This window comes from Microbacterium sp. (assembly GCF_041641055.1).
Classification (GTDB): domain Bacteria; phylum Actinomycetota; class Actinomycetes; order Actinomycetales; family Microbacteriaceae; genus Microbacterium.
In genome coordinates, this window is sequence record NZ_JBEPZB010000007.1 from 132,110 (window position 1) to 153,221 (window position 21,112).

Below are 21,112 nucleotides of genomic sequence, written 5' to 3' on the forward strand. Positions count from 1 at the left end.
CTGTATCCGCATTCTCCCGCGAAAAACCAAGGCGGCCATCTCGACATTCGGAATGCCGATCTCTGCCGAAGTCTGCCGATTTATCTGCGTAGCTGTGCTAGAGATGTCTGCATGGAAGCAACACCGTCGCCTAAGCGCCGACTCCCCGCCGGCCGCAAGGCCGACCTCGCCGCCTACGTCGAACAGGTCGGCGAGGTGACGGTCGGCGGTCTCGCCGAGCACTTCAGCGTGTCGATCGACACGATCCGTCGCGACCTCGATCAGCTCGACCGCGAGGGCGTCGTCATCCGCACGCACGGCGGAGCGGTCAGCGCCGAGGGGCAGCTCAAGGACCGAGCGCTCGACGTGCGCCTTCGGCTGCAGACCGAGGAGAAGGAGACGATCGCGCGGCTTGCCGCAGGGCTCATCGACGACGGAGCGGTCGTGATGCTCAATGCAGGAACGACCACCCTGGCCCTCGCGCGAGCGCTCCGCAACCATCGCGACCTGACGATCGCCACGAACAACCTGCGGATTCCCGCCGAGATCTCACCCTCGGCCTTCCGCGACCTCTACGTGTTCGGTGGTGCCGTGCGAGCGATCACCCAGGCCACGACGGGACCCGTCACGTTCATGATGACCCCCGGGGGCCCGGAGGTCGACATCCGCTGCGACCTGGCCCTGATCGCCGTGGGCGCCATCGACGAGGCCGGGTTCTCGACGTCGAACATGGGCGACGCGAACATGATGGCGGAGATGATCCAGCGCGCCGAGCGCACCGCGATCCTCGCGGACTCCTCGAAGTTCGGCCGTCGCCTGTTCGCTCAGGTCACCACACTCGACCGGGCCGACTACCTGGTCACGGACACTCCCCCGGAGTCGGCGTTCGCGGCCGCTCTCGCGCAGGCGGAGGTCGAGGTCATCAGCCCCTCCGCCTGATCACCCCGTTTTCAGCCGCGGCATCCTGTGGGTGGTCGATTGCGCATCGCAACCGCCCGATTCGGATGCTCTTTCGACCCCGCACCGCAGGGAACGTGCGACATCACCGGTGCCCGGGGTCGGCTGTCGCCGGTCAGCGTCCGTCAGCCGGGCCGCCCGGCGTCGGCGGGACTGCAGCGATCAGCCGCGACCCGGTGATGGCCGCAGCGACGATCGCGGCACTTCCGGCGACAGGAAGCAGGGCGAGTGCGAACGCCGCACTGAGACCGAAGCTGAACGAGCAGACGAGGAAGGTCACCCAGGCGGCCACGCCGACGCCCACCCACAACCACAGCATTCTTGTGGTCGTAGCGCGAAGCGCGGTGGCACTCATGGGTCGCCCATGATGAAGGACGTTCTCGGTCCATTGGCCGCCATCCCACCAACGCTGGGTGCTGCGGTGCACGTCATACCACCCAGGCGTCGCGGACCGAACCCCGCTCATGGGGCGAGACCTGCGCGGTCGAACGCCGCGACCTCGCCGCGCACATCGGAGAGCGCTCCGAGCAGAACACCGATACTGGTCCGAATACGGTCGAAGTCGACCTCGACGACTGCCCTCATGCCAGCACCCTAACATCCTCCCTCGAAGCCGTCCGCCCGCGCGCGCTCATCCGCAGGCACGACGAAGGCCGCCGGGATCGCTCCCGACGGCCTTCGTGCGTCTCAGGCGGACGTGCCGCCTCTGGAGATCAGAACCACCCGTTGAGGAGGTCCCACAGCCAGTCGATGATGCCACCGATGATGCCGCCGATGCCGCCGCCGCGGTTGACGGTCACCGTGGCGGTCGCCGCGTCGCCGTCGGCCTGAGCCACCGCCACCGTGTACTTGCCCGGCTGCGTGCTCTTGGGCACCATGACCGAGGTCGAGAAGGTGCCGTCGGCCGTGACCTGAACGGTGCCGACCTCGACGGCCGCGCCCTTCTTCGGTCGCAGCTCGACGGTCACGGTCTCGCCCGGCTGGTAGCCCTCTCCGGTGATCTTCAGCTTCTTGCCGGCGGTCACCTTCGAGGAGCCGAGGTCGATGGAGCCTGCGAACTCGACCGGCTCCTCACCCTCGATCGTGAACGGCACCTGCACCGTGGTCCCCGTGCTGGCGACGGCGACGGTGAGCTGCTGCTCGCCGAAGACGCCCGACGGGACCGTGAAGGTGAGCGACGCCCGACCGACCTCGTCGGTCGTGTCGACGATCGTCGGGTCGACCGCGCCCGCCGCGAGCTGCGTGCCGCCGAGCGACAGCGTCACCTCACCCGGCGCCTGCTCCCCCGCGCTGAATGCCAGCGACGAGAGCGCGACCGTGACCTGGTCTCCGGCGCGGTAGCCGTCGGCATCCGGCGCGCTGACCGAGACACCGACCGCGCGCTGGGCGAGGTCGGGGGTCGCGGTCTTGTTCGCGTCGAACCAGTCGACCATCGACTGCAGATCGATCTTCCCGGTGTCGCGCTTGCCCTCGCCCTCCTTGAAGGTGGCGAAGTTGTCTCCACCCGCGGCGAGGAACGAGTTCGCAGCGACCGTGTAGTCCGCGGCAGGATCGACCGGGGTCCCGTTCAGCGTGATCGACGTGATCCGCGAGCCCTGAGCGGCGGCGGGGTCGTAGGTGTAGACCAGGCCCTCCGACACTCCGAGCTTGAGGAACGGTCGAGCCGAACCTGCCGGCTGCCACTGCTCCTCGAGCACGCCCTTGAGCTGCGCCCCGGAGAGTGTCAGCGTCACCAGGGTGTTGGCGAACGGCTGCACCGTCGCCGCCTCGCGGTAGGTGACGTTGCCGGCGGGATCGTTCGCGTTCGACGAGGCGTACGTGAGGTTGGCACGGATGCCGCCCGGGTTCATCAGCGCGATGTCCGCACCGGTGGACCACTTCTGCACGTCGGCGACGAAGTTGCCGATGGTGGACTCGCCACCGCGGTTCTCCGAGCCGTTCGTCTGCCGAGCACGGTTGAAGTCGGCGGTGATGTCTCCGACCTTGACCGCACCGAGCACGTCGGCCTCCGCCTTCGCCTTCGCGACGATGTCGGCGACCTCGGGAACCGCCGGGTACAGCGCCTTGCCTCCCGCGGTCAGCGGCTTGATCTCGTTCGTGATCGAGATCAGCTCCTTCGTCTTCGGGTCGACCTGCAGGTTCATCAGGCCCAGGTTCTCGCCGTACTGACCGGCCGAGACGACGGGACGTCCGTCGATCACGTGGTTGTAGGCGAGGTGGGTGTGCGCCGAGACGATCGCATCCACGTCATCGTCCACGCCGTAGACGATCTCGCCGAGGGGCGAGTCGGGAGTGATGCTCGACAGCTCGACGCTCGATGCGCCCTCGTGCACGAGCAGGATGACGACATCCGCCTCACCGTTCGAGGCGTCGCCGTCTCGGAGGTCGCCGGCCACGGCGTTCACCGAGTCGGCGATGCTGCGCACCTCGAGATCAGCGATGCCCTCAGGAGAGACGAGCGAGTCGAGGTCTTCGGTGACGGCGCCGACGAAGCCGACGCGCACGCCGTCGAGCTCCTTCACCCAGGCGGGTGCGAGCGCGGGCTCGCCCGTCTCGGTGACGAAGACGTTCGAGGAGATGTACTCCCAGTCCGCGCGGTCCTGCACGCGGTCGCGCAGGTCCTCCCAGCCCTGGTCGAACTCGTGGTTGCCCGCAGCGCTGACATCGAGACCGGCCGCGTTGAGCGCGTCGATCGTCGGGTTGTCATCGTTGATGAAGGAGGTGAAGGTCGACGCCCCGATCAGGTCGCCGGCACCCGCGAAGATCGTGTTCGGGTTCTCGGAACGGAACTGCTGCACGGCTCCCGCGACCACAGCGGCGCCTGCGGCAGCGCCGTCGGCTTCGATGCGTCCGTGGAAGTCGTTGATCGTGACGACGTCGATGCTCACCGGCGGGATCTCCGAGGAGACGCCGACGATGATCGGGTCGTGGTCGCTGGAGCGGAACGGGGTACCGGCCTCGGTGGCGCCGAACGCGTAGCCGCGGTCGCTCCACTCCGGTGAGTTGATGCTCCACACACCCGCGCCCGTGATGGACTCGGCCAGCGACGGCGAGGCGAGCACGTGGTCGAGCGAGCCGAGCTCGCCGTCGAACGTGTAGGTGTGCTCCTCCGGAGCCTTCTCCCGCGCCACATCGCTCCAGCCCTCGCTGGTAAAGACCTCGATCGGGTCCTCCTTCGCGTAGGCGTTGAAGTCGCCGATCAGCAGGATGTCGCTGCTGCCCGTGGTCTCCTCGATGGTGGCGGTGAAGCCCTTGAGCGAGTTCGCCTGCTTCACGCGGTCGGCGTTGAAGAAGCCCTGACCGTCAGCGGGCTCGGCGCCGCCGCCCTCGGGGGCCGACTTCGACTTGAAGTGGTTCGCGACGACGGTGACGGTGCGTCCATCGATGTCGAACGCCTGGGCGATCGGCTCCCTGGCGTTGCCCCAGACGCTCTCGTCGGTCACGGTGAGGCTCTCGCCCACGGTCTCGACGGCATCCTTCTTGTAGATGATCGCGCTGGTGATGAAGTCGGTCGTGGCCGAGTCGTTCAGCTCGTCGGGGGTGCGGACGTAATCCCACTCCTCGCTGCCGAGCGCGTCGTTCAGACCGTCGACGAGATCGGCGAGCGCCTCGTCGAGCGTGCCGCCGAGCTTGATCGAGTTCTCGATCTCCATGAGCGACACGATCTCGGCGTCCAGCCCGTTGATGGCCGCGACGATCTTCGACTTCTGGATCTCGAACTGAGCCGCGTTGGCCGCGCCCCGAGCGTTGGAGTTCTCGCTCTTCAGCGTCGTGAAGTAGTTGAAGACGTTGAAGGACGCGACCTGGACGTCACCGCCCACGGACGGTGCGGAATCGGTGCGCGGGTTCGTCGCCTCGAAGTCGACCTTCAGCTCGTCGGCGGACGAGTCGTCGATCGGCACGACGGGCTGCAGACGCCAGTCGTCGAAGCCGTACTGCAGCACGTAGCCGTTGTCACCGAAGTCGACCGTGTCGCCGTTGCGCACGACGGTGTCCTTCGTGAAGTACGGCTGCTGCCCCGGGTGGCCGTTGTTGGTGACCTGGATCGACCAGCCGTCGTCGAGGAGGATGCGGTTCGCGCGGTTCGCCGCGGTGATGGCCGTCGCCTCGTCACCCGGACGCGTGGTCTCGGTGCTCTTGACGTTGAGGTCGCCTCCGACGTTCAGCCACAGCGCGCCGAAGTTGAACAGCTGGTGGCTCGACGCGAGACGATAGCTGCCCTCAGGGGCGACGTACATGTTCTCGTACTGCTCGCGGTCGGCTCCCACTGCCGTGTCAGGAAGCGCGGCGAGTGCCGGCACTCCGGCGTCAGCCTGCACCACCGAGATGCCGGCGAGCGCCGTGGGGTTGATCTGGGTCTGACCGAAGTACTCGCTGACCGCTCCGGTCACCGAGACCAGGTCGCCGATCTCGAGCGTCGGCGCCAGAGCGTTGAGGTAGACGAAGACGCCGTCGGATGCTCCGGGCGTCGCGTCCTCGGCGCCGCCGGAGCCCTCGGTCTGGATGACGATGCCCTTGTAGCCGCCCGTGCGGTAGTCGGCCGTGACGACGCCCTCGACCGTGACGGTCTGGCCGCTCAGCGGCGAGACGCCCGTCGTGCCCTGCACCTCGGCGATGGACACCTCGGTCGGGTCCGGATCGGGATCGGGATCCGGGTCGGTGCCGCCGGTGTTCTGCGGCGTGATCGTCGCGGAGAGGCTGAAGTCGGCCTTGTTGTCGTCGGTGTCCTTGCCGTCGGTGCGGTTCAGGGACTTGACGTCGGTGTTGCCTGCGGGCGGGGTCGCCGCCGCGGTCTCGAAGGTGTTCGAGGTCCCGTAGCCGAGCACGTCGACGACGCCCGCGCCACCCGTGACCGAGCCGGGGGCGAGGGTCACGGCCGAGGTGCCCTCGACGAGGGCGAGCGTGCCGTTCGTGCCGCTGGGGTTGAGGGTGCTCACCGCGTCGGCCGTCGGCAGGGCGGCACCGTTGGCGCCGTTGCTGCCCGCCTGCACGAGGTAGTGGCCGCCGGCCGGGATGACGCCGGTCAGCGGCGCGACGCCGTTGGAGGGGCCGGTTCCGGTGGCCGAGCGATACTGCAGCGAGAGGCCGTCGAGCGTGACGGGCGACGCGGTCGGGTTGTACAGCTCGACGAACTTGTTCGTGAAAGCCGCACCGGCGCTTCCTCCGGAGAGATACGCCTCGTTGATGACCACCCCCGTCCCTGCGACATTGGCGGATGCGGGCGCGGCGATCAGGGCGCCGGCGCCGAGAGCTGCGACGCAGGTGGCGGCGAGGATGCCGAGACGGCCCCCGCCTCTGCGATCTGACGCGGGAACCGGGCGGTTCGCGGCGTCGGGAGCGGACATCATCGGTGTTGTCTCCTCGGTATCGTCTGGCGACGGCTCTCGTGAAACCGTGGCTGTGCGCGCTCACAGCTCACGCACATGTGAGCGAGCTTACGGACGCCCTCGGACAACCTCAACGGAGTTTTCCCATTGGTCACCGAGCGCTCACCGAATGGCCTATCCGCACCCCCGACGAAGGTGGAACGCGGCCGTCGGTCACGCTCGGATGCGCGCCCGAAGCCGCGCGAATGCGCGGATCCTCAGACGGATCCGTCGGCGGCGGCAGCGTCTTCGAACTCCTCGACCTCGCGCTCCCAGGCGTCCTTGGCCAGTCGATACCAGAGGTAGAAGGCGAAGCCGGCGAAGATGGCCCATTCCGCGGCATAGAACACGTTCAGCCAGTTGACGGGCGACTGCTCCTCGGGCGCGGGGGACGCGATGTCCGCGAGCCCCGCCGTGGCGGTCGTCGATGCGAGGTACGGCCGGTACACGTCGAGTTGATCGGTGTCGTGCCAGCGGCTCAGCAGCGCGGCCGTCGACATGCGGTCCATGCGCTGCGGATCGTCCTTCGGCGGCACCGACGGACCCTCGTCCGAGATGAGACGGCCCGTGATCGATGCCTCGGGGTCGCCCGAGTTCAACTCCTCGACCGCGGCGTCGGCGGTGGCGAGGTCGGGCGCCCAGCCGATCGCGACCGCGATCGCGGTGCGTTCAGCCACCCGCAGCTGACCGGTCACCCAATAGCCCTCGACGCCGTCGTTGAAGCGACCGGACACCACGAGGAAGTCGTCGGGAACCCAGGTGCCCGACGTCTCGACCTTCTGTCCGACCAGCGGCTCCGGAAGGTAGGCGCCGGGCTCGACCACATCGGTGAGCGGCCGCACCTGCTCGGTGGCGCCGGCAGGGGGAGGGTCGGTGTCGATGGCGCGTTCGAGCTGCCACTGACCGAGCCAGGCGAAGACACCGGCGACCACGAGGCACATCACCAGCATCCCGATCCAGCGTCCCCGGAGCATGACCTCGCGAAGGGTCGGGGGAAACAGAGCGGGAGCAGTCACGGTGACGAGCGGGGCCTCAGGCCTCGTAGGGCGCGAGGACGACCTCGACCCGCTGGAACTCCTTCAGGTCGGAGTATCCGGTGGTGGCCATCGACTTGCGCAGCGCGCCGATCAGGTTCGCCGTGCCGTCTGCGACGGGAGCGGGACCGTAGAGGATCTCCTCCAGGGTGCCGATGCCGCCGACCTCGACGCGACGACCGCGCGGGAGCTTCGGGTGATGCGCCTCCGGACCCCAGTGGAAGCCACGACCGGGTGCGTCCGTCGCACGAGCGAGCGCGACGCCGAGCATGACCGCGTCCGCGCCCATCGCGAGCGCCTTGACGATGTCGCCCGAGGTGCCGACGCCGCCGTCCGCGATCACGTGCACATAGCGTCCGCCCGACTCGTCGAGGTAGTCGCGACGAGCGGCCGCGACATCAGAGACGGCCGTGGCCATCGGGGCGTGGATGCCGAGCGTCGCGCGGGTCGTCGACGCCGCTCCCCCGCCGAAGCCGACGAGCACGCCGGCCGCGCCGGTGCGCATCAGGTGCAGGGCCGCGGTGTAGGTGGCGGCACCGCCGACGATGACCGGCACATCGAGGTCGTAGATGAACTTCTTGAGGTTCAGGGGCTCGTCGACGCTCGACACGTGCTCCGCCGAGACGGTCGTGCCCCGGATGACGAACAGGTCGACGCCCGCGGCGGCGACCGTGTCGTAGAACTCCTGGGTGCGCTGCGGAGTCAGGGAGCCGGCGACGGTCACGCCTGCCTCGCGGATCTCCGCGATGCGCTGCCTGATGAGCTCGGGCTTGATCGGCTCGGCATACAGCTGCTGCATCCGCGCCGTCGCCTTGCCCTCGTCGAGGCCGGCGATCTCGGCGAGCAGCGGCTCCGGGTTCTCGTACCGCGTCCACAGGCCCTCGAGATCGAGCACGCCGAGTCCGCCGAGCTGACCGAGCATGATCGCGGTCTGCGGGCTCACGACGGAGTCCATCGGCGCTCCGAGCACGGGAATGCCGAAGCCGAAGGCGTCGATCGTCCACGCGGTCGACACGTCTTCCGGGTTCCGGGTGCGCCGCGAGGGCACCACCGCGATGTCGTCGAACGTGTACGCGCGACGCGCGCGCTTGCCTCGGCCCAGCTCGATCTCCATGGTCACCACCCCAGACTACCGGGCGCGCGCGACCATGCCGACGGCTGCGAGACTGGGAGCGGACTCGGGAGGCACTGTGACGCACACCGGCGAGGTCGCCGTCATCGGCGGCGGCGTGATGGGTCTCGCGACCGCATGGGAACTCACGAGACGGGGGCTGAGGCCGGTCGTCTACGAGCGCTTCGCGCGCGGACATCGCGAGGGCGCCTCGCACGGTGCGACCCGCAACTTCAACAACGCCTACGACGAGGAGCACTACCTCGATCTGCTCGTCCGCTCCCGAGCGGGATGGGAGGCCCTCGGCCGGGTCGACGGCGAGCCGCTGCTGCGACTGCACGGGCTCGTGACCCACGGCGAAGTCGACGTCGACGGCATCGCACGGCGTCTGGAGGCGCGCGGCATCCACGCGGAGGTCCTGTCGGCAGGCGACGCCTCGACCCGCTGGACGGGCATGCGGTTCGAGGGTCCCGTGCTGTTCTCGCGTGACGCCGGCGTCGCCCGCGCATCAGCCGCGCTGATGGAGCTCGAGCGACGCATCGTCGAGGGCGGGGGCGAGGTGCGCTGGGAGACGCCGGTGGTGCGTGTCGAGGAGACGGATCGGGTGTCGAGATCGTCCTGGCGGATACCACGGATCGGGTCGATGTCGTCGTCGTCACCGCAGGAGCGTGGACGCAGCGGATGCTCCCGAGCATCCGTCTCCCGCGGCTCGAGGTCACCGAGGAGTCCCCCGCGCACTTCGCTCCCACGAACGACGCGGCGTGGCCGTCGTTCAACCACTACGTCGACACCACCCGCCACCCGGCGACCGTCTACGGCATGCCCACCCCGGGCGAGGGCGTCAAGGTCGGCTTCCACCGGGTGGGGAACGTGGTCGACCCGGATGCACGGCCGCACGCCACGACGCACGCCGACGCCCTGGCCGACTATGTGCGCGAGTGGATGCCCGGCCTGGACGCGGCATCCGCCGTCCCGATCAGCTGCACGTACACCTCGACCGACGACGGCGCCTTCGTGCTCGATCGCCGAGGACGCGTCGTCGTCGGCGCGGGGTTCTCGGGACACGGCTTCAAGTTCGCACCGGGCATCGGTGCCACGCTCGCCGATCTCGCCCTCGACCCGGCGGCGCTGGCTGCCGAGCCCTTCCGACTCCCCTGAGGTCGACGGCGCGGGTGGCACGGGCGCCCGTCAGCGCGCCCGCGCCACCCGGCGCTCGTCCCACACCGGGGTGTCGGATTCGTACACCTCGCCGTCGGAGCCGAAGACGAGGAACCGATCGAACGAGCGGGCGAACCACCGGTCGTGCGTGACAGCGAGCACCGTCCCCTCGAAGCGTCGCAGCGCCTCCTCGAGTGCCTCCGCCGACTCGATGTCGAGGTTGTCGGTCGGCTCGTCGAGCAGCAGCAGCGTCGCGCCCGAGAGTTCGAGCAGCAGCACCTGGAACCGGGCCTGCTGACCGCCGGACAGCGACTCGAACGTCTGCTGCGCCTGGCGCACCAGACCGTATCTGTCCAGCGCCGAGCTCGCCGCATCCCGCGGCATGCCGGCCCGTCGCTCGTCTCCCCTGTGCAGGATCTCGAGCAGCGTGCGCCCGACGAACTCGGGGTGCGCGTGCGTCTGCGCGAACAGTCCGGGAACGACCCTCGCGCCGAGCGTCGCCCGACCGGAGTGCGCGACCTCGGCCAGCTGCTCGCCGGTCGACGTCACGTGACCGAGCGTCGGATCGGGGTCGCTCCCGCCGCGTGCGAGCAGGCGCAGGAAGTGGGACTTGCCCGAGCCGTTCGATCCGAGCACCGCGACCCGGTCGCCGTACCAGACCTCGGCGTCGAACGGACGCATCAGCCCCGTCAGCTCCAGGCGCTGCGCCACCACGGCGCGCTTCCCGGTGCGGGCGCCGCGCAGTCGCATGTCGAAGTCCTGGGCGGGCGGCCGCTCCTCCGGCGGACCGGCCTCCTCGAACTTGCGCAGGCGAGTCTGGGCCGCCTGGTAGCGCGAGGCGAACCCGTCATTGGCCGACGCTTTGACCTTGAGGGTCGCGACGAGCACCCGCAGCTTCTCGTGCTGCTCGTCCCAGCGCCTGCGCAACTCGTCGAGACGGTCCATGCGGTCGCTGCGCGCCTGGTGGTACGTGGCGAAGCCGCCGCCGTGCACCCAGGCCGACGCACCGGCGCCGCCAGGTTCGAGCGTGATCAGCCGGTCGACGGCTCGAGCGAGCAGCTCGCGGTCGTGCGACACCAGCAGCACCGTCTTCGGCGTCTGGCGCAGCTGCTCCTCGAGCCACCGCTTGGTCGGCACGTCGAGGTAGTTGTCCGGCTCGTCGAGCAGCAGCACCTCGTCGGGGCCTCGCAGCAGCGCCTCCAGAGCGAGCCGCTTCTGCTCACCGCCCGAGAGCGTGGTGAGCTCACGGAAGCGGGCGCGCTCGTACGGGACGCCGAGAGCGGCGACCGTGCACTGGTCCCACACCGTCTCGTGCTCGTATCCTCCGGCATCCGCGTACTCGGCGATCGCCGTCGCGTACGCCATCTGAGTGTCGTGCTCATCGCGTTCGATCAGGGCGTTCTCCGCAGCCTCGAGCGCCTCGGCGGCCGCACGGATCCGGCGAGGGGCGACCCGCACCAGCAGCTCCTGCACCGTCTGACCCGGCTCGCCGTGGCCGACGAACTGGTCCATCACCCCGAGTCCGCCGTCGATCGTCACGACTCCGGCATCCGCCTGCTGGTCGCCGCGGATCACTCGGAGCAGCGTCGTCTTGCCTGCGCCGTTGGGTCCGATCAGAGCGCTGGTCGATCCGGAGCCGACGCGGAACGTCGCCTCGTCCAACAGCGGTCTGCCGTCGGGGAGAGTCAGGGAGACCCCCGCTACATCGATATATCCCACCGTGCGTGCCGTCCTTCCGCCCGCATGGCGAGCCGATCAGGATATCAGCAACCGGCGCACGGCACCGATCAGCGGCGATCCACCACCGGGATGACCTCGGTGCGCGGGGCGGCGGGCAGCAGCATCCGGAACTCGGTGCCGACGCCCTCCTGGCTCGTGACGTCCATCGTGCCCCCGTGCGCGAGCACGATCGCCCGGGTGATGGTGAGGCCGAGACCGACACCGGGCACGGCGTTCCGGGTGGCCGTGGAGGCGCGGAAGAAACGGGTGAACAGCATCCCCTGCTCGTCCTCCGGGATGCCGACGCCCGTGTCGCGCACGGCGAGCTCGACGCCGCCGTCGACCTGGCGGACGCTGGCCAGGACGCGTCCTCCTTCGCCGGTGAACTTGATCGCGTTCGAGAGCAGGTTGTCGAGCGCCTGACCGATGCGTCCGGAGTCCACCGACACGCGCACCGGCGTCGACGGCACCTCGGCGACGATGTCGATGCCCTCCCGCTGCGCGTGCGGACCGGCGGAGACGACGGCCGAGCGCACCAGCTCCGCGACGTCGGCCTCGGCGCGCTCCAGCGGGAAACGCCCCGATTCGACCTGTGCGGTGAAGAGCAGGTCGCCGACCAGGTTCAGCAGGCGTTGTGCATTGCGCTCGATGATCCCGACGAACTCCTGCTGGTCCGCGCTCAGCGGCTGCGCCGGATCGTTCTGCAGCAGATCGAGGAAGCCGATGATGGCGCTCAGGGGCGTCCGCAGCTCGTGGGAGATCATGCCCACGAACTCGTCCTTCATCCGCGCGACCTCGACCGCCCTCGTCTCGTCGGTGATCACGAGGAGGTAGCCGTGCTTCGATCCGTCCGAGTCCTGGTACGGGGTGACCGTCACGCGAGCCGGCACGGTCGATCCGCCGACGGTCGCGACGTCGATGTGCGAATCCACCGGGACTCCGGCGTCCGCATCGTCGAACAGCGCCCGCAGTCCCGGGTGCAGCTCGTCGTCGCCGCGCCCCGCGCCGTCCAGGGCGAACTGCGCGAGCACGTGCGAGGGGAAGAACCTGTCGACGCGGACCTCGGCGAGCGCCTCCTGCACCGGCATCCCGAGCAGGCGCACCGCACCGGGGTTCCAGGCCGTGATGGTTCCGCTGTTGTCCGTGGCGATAACGGCCTGCCCGGTGATCGAGTTCCACAGGCTCGTGAACGACTCGGAGAGCGAGCGGTACTGCTGCTCGCTGGCCGTGAGCTGCTCGAGCATTGCCTGCTTCGCCGCCAGTGCCTCGGTCCGCTCGGCGACGTGCGCCTCTGCCTGCGCCGTGCGCAGGCGCTGCAGACGCGACAGCTCGTTGACGATCGCACCGACGGTCGCGAAGACGAGCGGACCGATCACCCCGCGCAGCCACGCGACCGGGTCCTCCGGCGGATCGATGAGGTTCGGCATCAGCAGCGCCACCGACGAGAAGACGCCGACGATGATCACCTGTCGGCGGCCGGGTGCGGCGGCGATCCAGATCACGGGCAGCAGGACGAACGAGGAGAAGAGCGACGCCGGCCCTCCCGTGCCCGCCCTGATCGCACCGAGCCCGAGGATGTCGATCATCGGGATGAGCATCACGACCCATCCGTCGTACACGCCGCGCACCGAGAGCACGGCGGCGAGCACCGTCACCGCGACGATCGTGACGAGCCCGAAGACGGCGACCACGGTGTCGGTGACCGGGATGCCGGGGATCGCCCACATGAGCACGGCGGCGACCGCGACCGCGATCGCGGTCGGCCCCTGCTTCATGAGCGGCGTCGGGTCGTCGAAGTAGCGGCGCCATCCGCGTTCCATCGTGGCCTGCACGGTGCTGGTGGCGGTGTTCATCGCGGCACCTCCCGCAGCAGGCGGCGCAGATCCGCTCCGACGATCGGCTTGGGCAGCGCGGCATCGGCGTCGGGGTAGTCGGCGACGTCCAGCACCGAGCTGACGATGAGGAAGCAGTCCGGGTAGCGCTCCTGCACGAGGCGGGCGCACTCCTCCCCGGTGATGCCCGGCAGGAGCAGGTCGATCACGGCCACAACGGGCGTGATCGTGGGGAAGGCGGCGATGGCGGACTCCGCGTCGACGGCCGCGAACACGTCGAACCCCTCGCGATCCAGGTACCGGCGCAGGAGATCGCTCTGGTCAGCGCTGTCCTCGACGACGAGGGCCAACGGCCGCCCGGAGGTCACAGCAGCAGCTCTCGCACGATGACGATCACGACGACGACGCCGAGGGCCAGCAGAGCCTGCGGGATCAGGAGCTTCTCTCGACGGGCATCCGCCGTGATCTCCTCCTCCTCGGCTGCGCGTGAGGGTGCGTCGGTCATGAGTCGACCCGTCCGATCTTCTCGGTCTTGATCCATGCGGCGTCGGCGCGACGCCATTCCTTGATGTACGAATCGACCGTGATCGCGCACAGCAGCGAGCCGTAGCCGCACACGTACAGCAGCAGTCCGGCGAAGAAGCGACCGCCGGGCAGCGGTTCGACGACCCTCGCGAGCCAGATGCCCAGCATCGAGATCGGGCCCCACAGGTAGAACACCACCGCCCACGTGAACCGGGTCTGGTCGGTGATCTCCGTGCCGGTGCCGCCCAGCATCCCCTCGAAGAGCCAGGGGAACAGCGCGATCACCATCAGGAGCAGTGCCCCCAGCCCGGGGAACATCAGGGCCTCGCGCCATGATTGGCGGCCGATCCTGCCGTCGAGCTGCACTGCGAAGAGCATCGAGAACAGGTAGATGCAGGCGGCGGAGATCCACATGAAGCGGAACACGAACTCGGCGATGTCGCTGTGCAGGATCAGCAGCGCGAGCATCGCGGAGGCCGCGAGGATCATGAACGCCGGAAGCAGGAGGATCGTGAACCAGGCGAGTCCGAACGCGAAGCTGCCCAGATTGTGCTCGCGACGGGGTCGGAACCACAGGTGGCGGTAGATCGACGTCAGCTGCACGTTGCCCCGGGCCCAGCGCAGGCGCTGCTTCCAGAGGCTGTCGATCGTGCGGGGTTCCTCGGCGAGGACGACGGCATGCGGTTCGAAGACCATCCGCCGGCCCGCGAGCTGACCCTCGAAGGTCGTCATCGTGTCCTCGGCGAGCGTGCCGGTGGGGATGCGCCCGCCGATCGCCTCGAGATTCGCCCGCGAGTGCAGCTGCGCGCCGCCGGCGAGACACGCGATCGCTCCTCCGACGTTCTGGGTCCGACGGGCGGAGAGCTGACCGATCACGTACTCGATCGCGATGAAACGGGTGAGGTAGTTGCGATCGCGGCTGCCCTCGGCGATGTACGCCGTGACGGCTCCGACCTTCTCGTCGGCGAGGTGTCGGCTCATCTTGCGCAGCGAGTCCCGCGCGAAGATGACGTCGGCGTCCATGATGAGCACGGACTCCGTCCAGTCGTCCGCGAGCACGACATCCAGGCCATGGTTGAGCGTGTGCGCCTTGCCCTCGCCGCCCTTGTCGCGGCGCAGATGCACGACCCTCCCGGGGTACGCTGCCGCCTTCGCCCCGACCACCTGCGGGGTGTCATCGGTCGAGGCGTCGTCGATCACGAAGATGCGCAGTCGATCGGCCGGGTATTCGAGCTGCATGAGCCGCTCGATCGCGTGCCCGAGCACCAGCCCCTCATTCCACGCCGGGATCAGCACTGCGACGCGCGGATGATGCGGCGCCGCCTTGCCGTAGTGGTTGCGGAACGCGTGCACGGGCAGCACCAGGAACTGCAGTCCGGTGTTGATCACCGGGAGCGTCCCGACGAGCACGCAGAGCAGGAGGATCACGACGACCGCGATCTCGATCCAGTGCAGGTCCGACATCAGCGCGCCTCCCATCCGTCGAGCATCTCGGCCACCCGCGCATAGCGCCCGACCTCGGACGCCTCGTGGCTGTCCGTCGAGGCGACGATCCGCGCGCCGGCCTTCTGCAGTGCGTCGAGGAGAGGGATGCCGGGGCACCCCCACTTCTCGTTGACCTCGACCAGCGTGTCGGTCTCCGCGGCCGCCCGAGCCCAGGCGTCGATACGCTCGGTGCCGAGATCGGTCTCGGACAGGCCGATCTTCGGCAGGATCGAGAAGCAGTGCGCCAACTGGTTGCCCGGATGCCGGCGCATGGTCGCGATCAGCGCCGAGACCAGCAGGTCCAGCGCATCCTGCGGGGCCCACCCCGCCTCGATGCGCTCGCGGACCGCGCTCGGACCGAGCGGCCCGTCGACTCCGGGGAACTGATGGTCGGCGATGAGGATCCGGTCGATCCCGGACGGCAGCTCGGGGATGTCGAGCTCGCCGGCGGCATCCAGGATCTTCGCCTCCACGCCCGTGAGCACCGTGAGGCCGTCCGGCACGCGCAGTGCGCGGACCGCCGTCAGGTACTCGGGGACCCACGTCGTCGAGCGGCGCACGTGGTCGACCAGGCGCATCGTCTCGAGCCCGCGGGCGGAGGCGGCGGCGACGTTCTCCTCCAGGGTGGAGACGGCGTCGTCCGAGAAGGTCGAGTGGACGTGATGGTCGCCGCGCAGCAGGGCGTGGGTCACAGCTCCTCCTGATGCCCGGCGTGCGCGGATTCGAGAACGTCGTCGATCTCGAGGATCACATCCTCCAGGAAGCGCACGGACGCGATCTCGCGGAACGGGACCTCGGCCGGGATCTCCCGCCCGAGGAACAGGTCGGCCACGAGTGAGGGGATGTCGACGCCGGCGGCGATCGTCAGGGGCAGCGCTCCGGGGAACCGCGGGTTGACCTCGAGCAGCACGGCTCGTCCCGCGCGATCACGGCGGAGTTGGACGTTGGCCACCCCGACCAGTCCGATGGCCCTGGCGATGGATGCCGCCGCCTGCTCGAGCTCATCGTCGTGCACGGTCCGTCCGGCGATGGCGACCCCGGAATCGACCCGTGCCCGCGTGCGGGGGACGGCCGCGACGACCGCTCCGTTCGCGTCGGCGATCACGTCGACCGAGTACTCCTCGCCCGGGAGGTAGTCCTGGACGATGAGCCCCTCGTCCAGCGGCAGGGCGTCGAGCGCTGCGCGGTCGGCGACCAGACGAACACCGCGGCTGCCCGCGCCCTGGCGAGGCTTGGCGAACACCGGGAACTCCCAGTCGACGCGCGCGGCGTCGGGCCCCGCGAGCACGGTGCGCGGGGTCAGCCCGGTGGCCTCGCAGCGCTCGGCGAGCAGGAGCTTGTCGAGCGCCGTCGAGAGCGTCTCCTGCGAGGGGGCGGCGAGGACGGCGGGGGCGATCTCGCCCCGACGGCCGGCGAGGGCGATGAGTTCGACATCCACGGTCGAGATCACGAGGTCGAGGTCGTCGTCGGCCACCATCCGCGCGATCGCGGGCACGAAGTCGTCGTCGCGCCCCGGCGGCACCAGGCGGCGATGGGTCGGGGGCACGAGATAGATCCCGCTCGCCCAGCCGTCCATGTCGGCGGCGAAGACCTCGAGGTCGGAGCGCCGGAGCAGCGAGCGGATCACGGCCACCCCGGCAGGTCCGCCTGCGCCGGTCACCAGTACGCGCGCGGTCATCAGCTCTCCCGTCGGGTGAGTTCGTGGGCGCCGATGAACTCGGCGGTCTCGCGGACGACCTCCAGCGGCTCGACCGCTGCTCCCCCGCCGAAGCGCGACCAGTATCGGGCGGTGGCCGTCACGAAATCGGGCTCGAGGTAGTCCCGGGTCGCGGTCTGCGAACCGAAGCACTCCAGCAGCCGGAGCTTCTGCGCGATGAACGGGTCGATGCGCACGAAGCGCGTCGGGCGGAAGTCGATCGTCGCGGACGGGCTCTGGTAGCAGGCGACGGTCCCGACACGACGGGTCGCGGCGATGGTCGCCTCGCTCACGGCCCGGTGATCCTGGTGGCGGTCGTTCGACGAGTGGGTGTAGACGATGGTGGGCTGCACCTCCTGCACGACCTCCTCGATGAGCCGCACGGTGGCGCCGCCGCCGGAGATCTCCGTGTCGACCAGGTCCTTGACGAACAGGCGCGCCCCGAGCATCTCCGCCGAGGCGAGGGACTCGTGCTGGCGGCTGTCGGCATCTCCCCCGCGCGCTCCCCGCGACAGGGTCAGGATGGTGATGGCGTCGCCGGCCTGCGCGTGGGCCGCGAGGATGCCGCCGACGCCGATCTCGACGTCATCCGGATGCGCGCCGATCGCGAGCACGACCTCGTGCGGCCGGTTCGCCTCACGCCGCGCTCGCCCCTCGGCGACGAGCCGGGTCACGGCCTCGACCAGGCGGGTGTTGTCGAGCGGCTTGGTGAGGAACTCGTCCGCCTGCGCACGGAGCGCCGAGACGGCGTACTCGACCGAGACATGGGCGGTCATCACGATGACCGGCAGCAGCGGGTCGTCGCGGCGGAGCGCTGCCAGGAGCTGGAGGCCGTCGAGGCCTGGCATCTCGATATCGGTGACGACGACGTCGGGCGTGAAGCCGGCGAGGCGTTCGACCGCCGCATGACCGTCGGTGGCGACGACGACCTCGCAGCCGGCGCGTCTCTCGAGCACGGTCTTCACGAGCAGGGCGACGTCGGGGTCGTCGTCGACGACGAGGACGCGGGGGGCATCCTGGGGCATATCTGCGGCTCTCATGGGGAAGTCCCCTGCCGGTCATGCTCCGGCGTGTCGCTTCCCGGCGACCTTCGTGCCGGGAGCTCGGGGGGAAGTCGAGCGGGTGTCTCTAAATACTGGCATATCGAGGCATCCTGGCCCGGCATCCCCTCTGGTCCGTTCCTTCATCGTCCCAATCCGCCCCCTGCATCCGTCCCCTCACTGTCCCGATCCGCACACTTCCCCCCGTCCGTTCCGGATTCTTCCCTGGATCCGTCCCCTGCATCCGTCCCCTCACTGTCCCGATCCGCACACATTGCCCCGTTCGTTCCGGATTCTTCCCGGGACACTCCCCTGCATCCGTCCTGTCCCGTCCCGTCCCGATCCGCACACATCGCCTCGTTCTGCACAGGGATCTGGCGAATCGATCCGTCATTCGGGACATGCTGTGCAGATCGGCACGGGACAGAACGGGACGGGACAGGGACAGGACGGGACAGGACGGGACGGGACGGGACGGGTCAGGATGCCGAACGCGCCCGCTTCTCCTGCTGGAACACCCGGATCGCCTCGTACCGCTCGGCCGAGCGCGCACGGCGCTTCGTCGCCTCCTCCTCGCGGTTCTTGCGGGGGGGCGGTCGTCGTCAGGCCGTCGATGAGCGCCCTCGTCGCGAGCGCGATCTCCTCGACCGCCTGGTCGAACACGGCCTGGTTCGCGCGGGACGGCGCGGTCGTCCCCGAGATCTTGCGCACGAACTGCAGTGCGGCATCGTGACATTCGGCATCCGTGGCCGCCGGTTCGAGATTGTTCAGTGGGACGATGTTTCGGCACATACCCGGCACGGTACGCCGCACGCGCCGCAGGCGGAAGAGCGGGCCCGCTCGACGCCCCGAGCCGGCGCGGGATGGCGCCCACCGGTCTCGGCTCACTACGCTCGGCTTCGAGCGCGGCATCCGTCCGTGTCCGAACATCCAGAAACGGAGCGACCATGACGAACCCGCCACCCCCCGGCGACGCGCAGTACACCCCGCCGACCTGGAACGGCGCTTCCGCCAACGGTGCCGACCCCGCCGCCTATCCGGTCGCAGGTCCCGCTCACCCCGGAACGCCGCCGTCGACTCCCGGCAACGGTCTCGCGATCACCGGCCTCGTCCTGGCCTTCCTCGTGGCGCCGATCGGCCTCATCATCAGCATCATCGCCGCCGTCCGCCTCGGCAAGGCGCGCGCTCCGAAGGGACTCGCGATCGCGGGCATCATCGTCGGCGCAGTGATCACGGTGATCTGGATCATCGGGATCATCCTGCTCATCACGGTGTTCGCGAGCATCTTCTCCATGTGCGCGGAGCTCGGCCCCGGCGTGTGGGAGGTCGACGGCGTCACCTACACCTGCAACTGAGGCGGGGACTGCCGCAAGAAAATGACGGAGGGGCCGGATGCTGTCGCATCCGGCCCCTCCCTCGTCTCGACTCAGCGCTTGTAGTTCGGCGCCTCGACGACGATCTGCACGTCGTGCGGGTGCGACTCCTTGAGTCCCGCGGCCGTGATGCGCACGAACTTGCCGCGCTGCTTGAGCTCCTCGATGGTGCGAGCGCCCACGTAGAACATCGACTGACGCAGTCCGCCGACCAGCTGGTACGCGACGGCCGAGACCGGTCCGCGGTACGGGACCTGGCCCTCGATGCCCTCGGGGATCAGCTTGTCGTCGCTGGGCACATCGGCCTGGAAGTAGCGGTCCTTCGAGTACGAGGTCTGCTTCCCACGGGTCTGCATGGCCCCGAGGGAGCCCATGCCGCGGTACTGCTTGAACTGCTTGCCCGACTGGAACACGATCTCACCCGGCGACTCGTCGGTGCCGGCCAGCAGCGAGCCGAGCATCACCGCATCCGCACCGGCGACGAGTGCCTTGGCGATGTCGCCCGAGTACTGCAGGCCACCGTCCGCGATCACCGGCACGCCGGCGGGGCGCGCGGCGAGCGACGCCTCGTAGACCGCGGTGACCTGGGGCACGCCCACACCGGCCACGACGCGGGTCGTGCAGATGGAACCGGGGCCGACACCGACCTTGACCGCGTCGACGCCCGCGTCGATGAGTGCCTGAGCGCCCTCGCGGGTGGCGACGTTGCCGCCGATGACGTCGATGTGGGCGAAGCTCTCGTCCGCCTTGAGGCGGGTGACCAGGTCGATGACGCCCTGCGACTGTCCGTTTGCCGTGTCGACGACGAGCACGTCCACGCCGGCGTCACGCAGCGCCTCCGCGCGCTCCCAGGCGTCGCCGAAGAAGCCGATGGCCGCGCCGACGCGCAGCCGCCCCTGGTCGTCCTTGGTGGCGAGGGGGTACTTCTCGCTCTTGTCGAAGTCCTTGATGGTGATGAGCCCCGCGAGCTTGCCCTCGTCGTCGATGAGCGGCAGCTTCTCGACGCGGTGCTTGGCGAACAGCGAGATGACCTCTCCTGCGGCGACGCCGACCTTGGCGGTGACGAGTCCCTCCGACGTCATGACGTCCTTCACGAACGTGGTCTGACGCTCGAAGCCCGACACGAAGCGCATGTCGCGGTTGGTGATGATGCCGACGAGGCGCCCGTCCGGGTCGACCACGGGAAGGCCGGAGATGCGGTACTTCGCGCAGAGCGCGTCGACCTCTTCGACGGTCGCGTCGGGGTTCGTCGTGATCGGGTCGGTGATCATGCCCGACTCGCTGCGCTTGACGCGGTCGACGTGCGCGGCCTGATCGGCGATGGAGAGGTTGCGGTGGAGGATGCCGATGCCGCCCTCACGAGCCATGGCGATCGCCATACGGGACTCCGTGACCGTGTCCATCGCGCTGGAGAGCAGCGGGGTGGCGACCGAGATGCGGCGCGTGATCCGCGACGAGGTGTCCGCCTCGCTGGGGATGACGTCGGTGTGCCCCGGGAGGAGTAGCACATCGTCGTACGTGAGTCCGACGAAGCCGAAGGGGTCGTGCTGGTCCATGGATGATCCTCCTGCGGGCGCGATCTGGGGCGAGGGTGTACCAATTCTAAGCGCGGGGAGGCTGAGGAAATTCCCGGGCGCCTCCACGCCCTGCGCAGGGCGGCGACTGCGATCCGACCGAGGTTTCGCAACTTCGTGATGGGATCGTTCTCAGCGTGAGCAGATCGTGCCTTGGTTGAAACAGAGCCGACACATTACGCTCATACCGTCGTACATCAGGGCCGATGAACAACTCCGTCATGGCCTGTGTACTGGGCTGGAGGTTCTGTGCGTCCGACGAT

17 protein-coding genes and 3 pseudogenes are annotated in these 21,112 nt (G+C 69.3%); 4 read left to right on the plus strand and 16 right to left on the minus strand.

Annotated features, from left to right (window positions below; genetic code table 11):
* Positions 1–111: 111 nt before the first annotated feature.
* Positions 112–918 carry a DeoR/GlpR family DNA-binding transcription regulator gene (locus ACESK8_RS06825; RefSeq protein ID WP_372967887.1) on the plus strand — a complete coding sequence of 269 codons (807 nt, stop codon included), beginning with the start codon at positions 112–114 and terminating at the stop codon, positions 916–918.
* Between the two features lie 133 nt (positions 919–1,051).
* Here ACESK8_RS06825 and ACESK8_RS06830 read toward each other — a convergent pair whose 3' ends face one another.
* From ACESK8_RS06830 to ACESK8_RS06855, 6 genes and pseudogenes are all read right to left on the minus strand, one after another.
* Complete coding sequence (locus tag ACESK8_RS06830) at positions 1,052–1,291, minus strand: hypothetical protein (RefSeq protein WP_372967908.1); 240 nt, start codon at positions 1,289–1,291, stop codon at positions 1,052–1,054.
* 21 nt (positions 1,292–1,312) lie between these two features.
* A pseudogene (locus tag ACESK8_RS06835) lies at positions 1,313–1,402 on the minus strand (hypothetical protein); the annotation flags it as partial.
* Positions 1,399–1,521, minus strand: a complete 123-nt coding sequence (locus tag ACESK8_RS06840) for a hypothetical protein (RefSeq protein ID WP_372967888.1) — start codon at positions 1,519–1,521, stop codon at positions 1,399–1,401. The pseudogene ACESK8_RS06835 and the gene ACESK8_RS06840, both read right to left, overlap by 4 nt.
* Before the next feature lie 128 nt (positions 1,522–1,649).
* Positions 1,650–6,284, minus strand: a complete 4,635-nt coding sequence (locus tag ACESK8_RS06845; RefSeq protein WP_372967889.1) for an ExeM/NucH family extracellular endonuclease — start codon at positions 6,282–6,284, stop codon at positions 1,650–1,652.
* A 236-nt stretch (positions 6,285–6,520) separates the two neighbouring features.
* Entirely contained in the window at positions 6,521–7,276 is a 756-nt protein-coding gene (locus ACESK8_RS06850) for an SURF1 family protein (protein ID WP_372967906.1), read from the minus strand.
* 58 nt (positions 7,277–7,334) lie between these two features.
* On the minus strand, positions 7,335–8,450 hold the full coding sequence (locus ACESK8_RS06855) for a GuaB3 family IMP dehydrogenase-related protein (protein WP_060927037.1): 1,116 nt from the start codon (positions 8,448–8,450) through the stop codon (positions 7,335–7,337).
* A 118-nt stretch (positions 8,451–8,568) separates the two neighbouring features.
* On the opposite strand from ACESK8_RS06855, the pseudogene ACESK8_RS06860 reads away from it, so the two are divergent.
* Positions 8,569–8,985 (plus strand): annotated as a pseudogene (locus ACESK8_RS06860) (FAD-dependent oxidoreductase); the annotation flags it as partial.
* A gap of 80 nt (positions 8,986–9,065) precedes the next feature.
* A complete protein-coding gene (locus ACESK8_RS06865) occupies positions 9,066–9,605 on the plus strand; it encodes an FAD-dependent oxidoreductase (RefSeq protein ID WP_372967907.1) in 540 nt (179 codons plus the stop codon).
* 30 nt (positions 9,606–9,635) lie between these two features.
* Here ACESK8_RS06865 and ACESK8_RS06870 read toward each other — a convergent pair whose 3' ends face one another.
* The 9 genes and pseudogenes from ACESK8_RS06870 to ACESK8_RS06910 form a co-directional block, all read right to left on the minus strand.
* Complete coding sequence (locus ACESK8_RS06870; protein ID WP_372967890.1) at positions 9,636–11,324, minus strand: ABC-F family ATP-binding cassette domain-containing protein; 1,689 nt, start codon at positions 11,322–11,324, stop codon at positions 9,636–9,638.
* Positions 11,325–11,392: 68 nt separating this feature from the next.
* Positions 11,393–13,177 carry an ATP-binding protein gene (locus ACESK8_RS06875; protein ID WP_372967891.1) on the minus strand — a complete coding sequence of 595 codons (1,785 nt, stop codon included), beginning with the start codon at positions 13,175–13,177 and terminating at the stop codon, positions 11,393–11,395.
* The gene (locus ACESK8_RS06880; protein WP_372967892.1) at positions 13,174–13,524 is read right to left on the minus strand and encodes a response regulator; all 351 of its coding nucleotides are present in this window, start codon (positions 13,522–13,524) and stop codon (positions 13,174–13,176) included. Before ACESK8_RS06880 ends, ACESK8_RS06875 begins: the two co-directional genes overlap by 4 nt.
* On the minus strand, positions 13,521–13,661 hold the full coding sequence (locus ACESK8_RS06885) for a hypothetical protein (protein ID WP_372967893.1): 141 nt from the start codon (positions 13,659–13,661) through the stop codon (positions 13,521–13,523). Before ACESK8_RS06885 ends, ACESK8_RS06880 begins: the two co-directional genes overlap by 4 nt.
* On the minus strand, positions 13,658–15,160 hold the full coding sequence (locus ACESK8_RS06890) for a glycosyltransferase (RefSeq protein ID WP_372967894.1): 1,503 nt from the start codon (positions 15,158–15,160) through the stop codon (positions 13,658–13,660). The genes ACESK8_RS06885 and ACESK8_RS06890 overlap by 4 nt, the downstream gene beginning before the upstream one ends.
* Positions 15,145–15,858 (minus strand): PHP domain-containing protein, encoded by a 714-nt coding sequence (locus ACESK8_RS06895; RefSeq protein WP_372967895.1) that lies wholly within the window; start codon positions 15,856–15,858, stop codon positions 15,145–15,147. Before ACESK8_RS06895 ends, ACESK8_RS06890 begins: the two co-directional genes overlap by 16 nt.
* Entirely contained in the window at positions 15,855–16,844 is a 990-nt protein-coding gene (locus ACESK8_RS06900; RefSeq protein ID WP_372967896.1) for an ATP-grasp domain-containing protein, read from the minus strand. Before ACESK8_RS06900 ends, ACESK8_RS06895 begins: the two co-directional genes overlap by 4 nt.
* Positions 16,844–17,902, minus strand: a complete 1,059-nt coding sequence (locus ACESK8_RS06905; RefSeq protein ID WP_372967897.1) for a response regulator — start codon at positions 17,900–17,902, stop codon at positions 16,844–16,846. Before ACESK8_RS06905 ends, ACESK8_RS06900 begins: the two co-directional genes overlap by 1 nt.
* 479 nt (positions 17,903–18,381) lie before the next feature.
* Positions 18,382–18,694 (minus strand): annotated as a pseudogene (locus ACESK8_RS06910) (DUF2277 domain-containing protein).
* 155 nt (positions 18,695–18,849) lie between these two features.
* Here ACESK8_RS06910 and ACESK8_RS06915 point away from each other — a divergent pair.
* Positions 18,850–19,257, plus strand: a complete 408-nt coding sequence (locus ACESK8_RS06915; protein WP_372967898.1) for a hypothetical protein — start codon at positions 18,850–18,852, stop codon at positions 19,255–19,257.
* 71 nt (positions 19,258–19,328) lie between these two features.
* On the opposite strand, the gene guaB is transcribed toward ACESK8_RS06915, so the two are convergent.
* On the minus strand, positions 19,329–20,831 hold the full coding sequence (gene guaB / locus ACESK8_RS06920; protein ID WP_060927043.1) for an IMP dehydrogenase: 1,503 nt from the start codon (positions 20,829–20,831) through the stop codon (positions 19,329–19,331).
* Positions 20,832–21,112: the final 281 nt, after the last annotated feature.

Excerpts from the sequence above, each read along its gene's own strand:
- ACESK8_RS06825 (WP_372967887.1), top strand. The coding sequence starts at position 112 with ATGGAAGCAACACCGTCGCCTAAGCGCCGACTCCCCGCCGGCCGCAAG.
- ACESK8_RS06830 (WP_372967908.1), bottom strand. The coding sequence starts at position 1,291 with ATGAGTGCCACCGCGCTTCGCGCTACGACCACAAGAATGCTGTGGTTG.
- ACESK8_RS06900 (WP_372967896.1), bottom strand. The coding sequence starts at position 16,844 with ATGACCGCGCGCGTACTGGTGACCGGCGCAGGCGGACCTGCCGGGGTG.
- ACESK8_RS06855 (WP_060927037.1), bottom strand. The coding sequence starts at position 8,450 with ATGGAGATCGAGCTGGGCCGAGGCAAGCGCGCGCGTCGCGCGTACACG.
- guaB (WP_060927043.1), bottom strand. The coding sequence starts at position 20,831 with ATGGACCAGCACGACCCCTTCGGCTTCGTCGGACTCACGTACGACGAT.
- ACESK8_RS06845 (WP_372967889.1), bottom strand. The coding sequence starts at position 6,284 with ATGATGTCCGCTCCCGACGCCGCGAACCGCCCGGTTCCCGCGTCAGAT.
- ACESK8_RS06850 (WP_372967906.1), bottom strand. The coding sequence starts at position 7,276 with ATGCTCCGGGGACGCTGGATCGGGATGCTGGTGATGTGCCTCGTGGTC.
- ACESK8_RS06875 (WP_372967891.1), bottom strand. The coding sequence starts at position 13,177 with ATGAACACCGCCACCAGCACCGTGCAGGCCACGATGGAACGCGGATGG.
- ACESK8_RS06905 (WP_372967897.1), bottom strand. The coding sequence starts at position 17,902 with ATGAGAGCCGCAGATATGCCCCAGGATGCCCCCCGCGTCCTCGTCGTC.
- ACESK8_RS06885 (WP_372967893.1), bottom strand. The coding sequence starts at position 13,661 with ATGACCGACGCACCCTCACGCGCAGCCGAGGAGGAGGAGATCACGGCG.
- ACESK8_RS06840 (WP_372967888.1), bottom strand. The coding sequence starts at position 1,521 with ATGAGGGCAGTCGTCGAGGTCGACTTCGACCGTATTCGGACCAGTATC.
- ACESK8_RS06890 (WP_372967894.1), bottom strand. The coding sequence starts at position 15,160 with ATGGGAGGCGCGCTGATGTCGGACCTGCACTGGATCGAGATCGCGGTC.
- ACESK8_RS06915 (WP_372967898.1), top strand. The coding sequence starts at position 18,850 with ATGACGAACCCGCCACCCCCCGGCGACGCGCAGTACACCCCGCCGACC.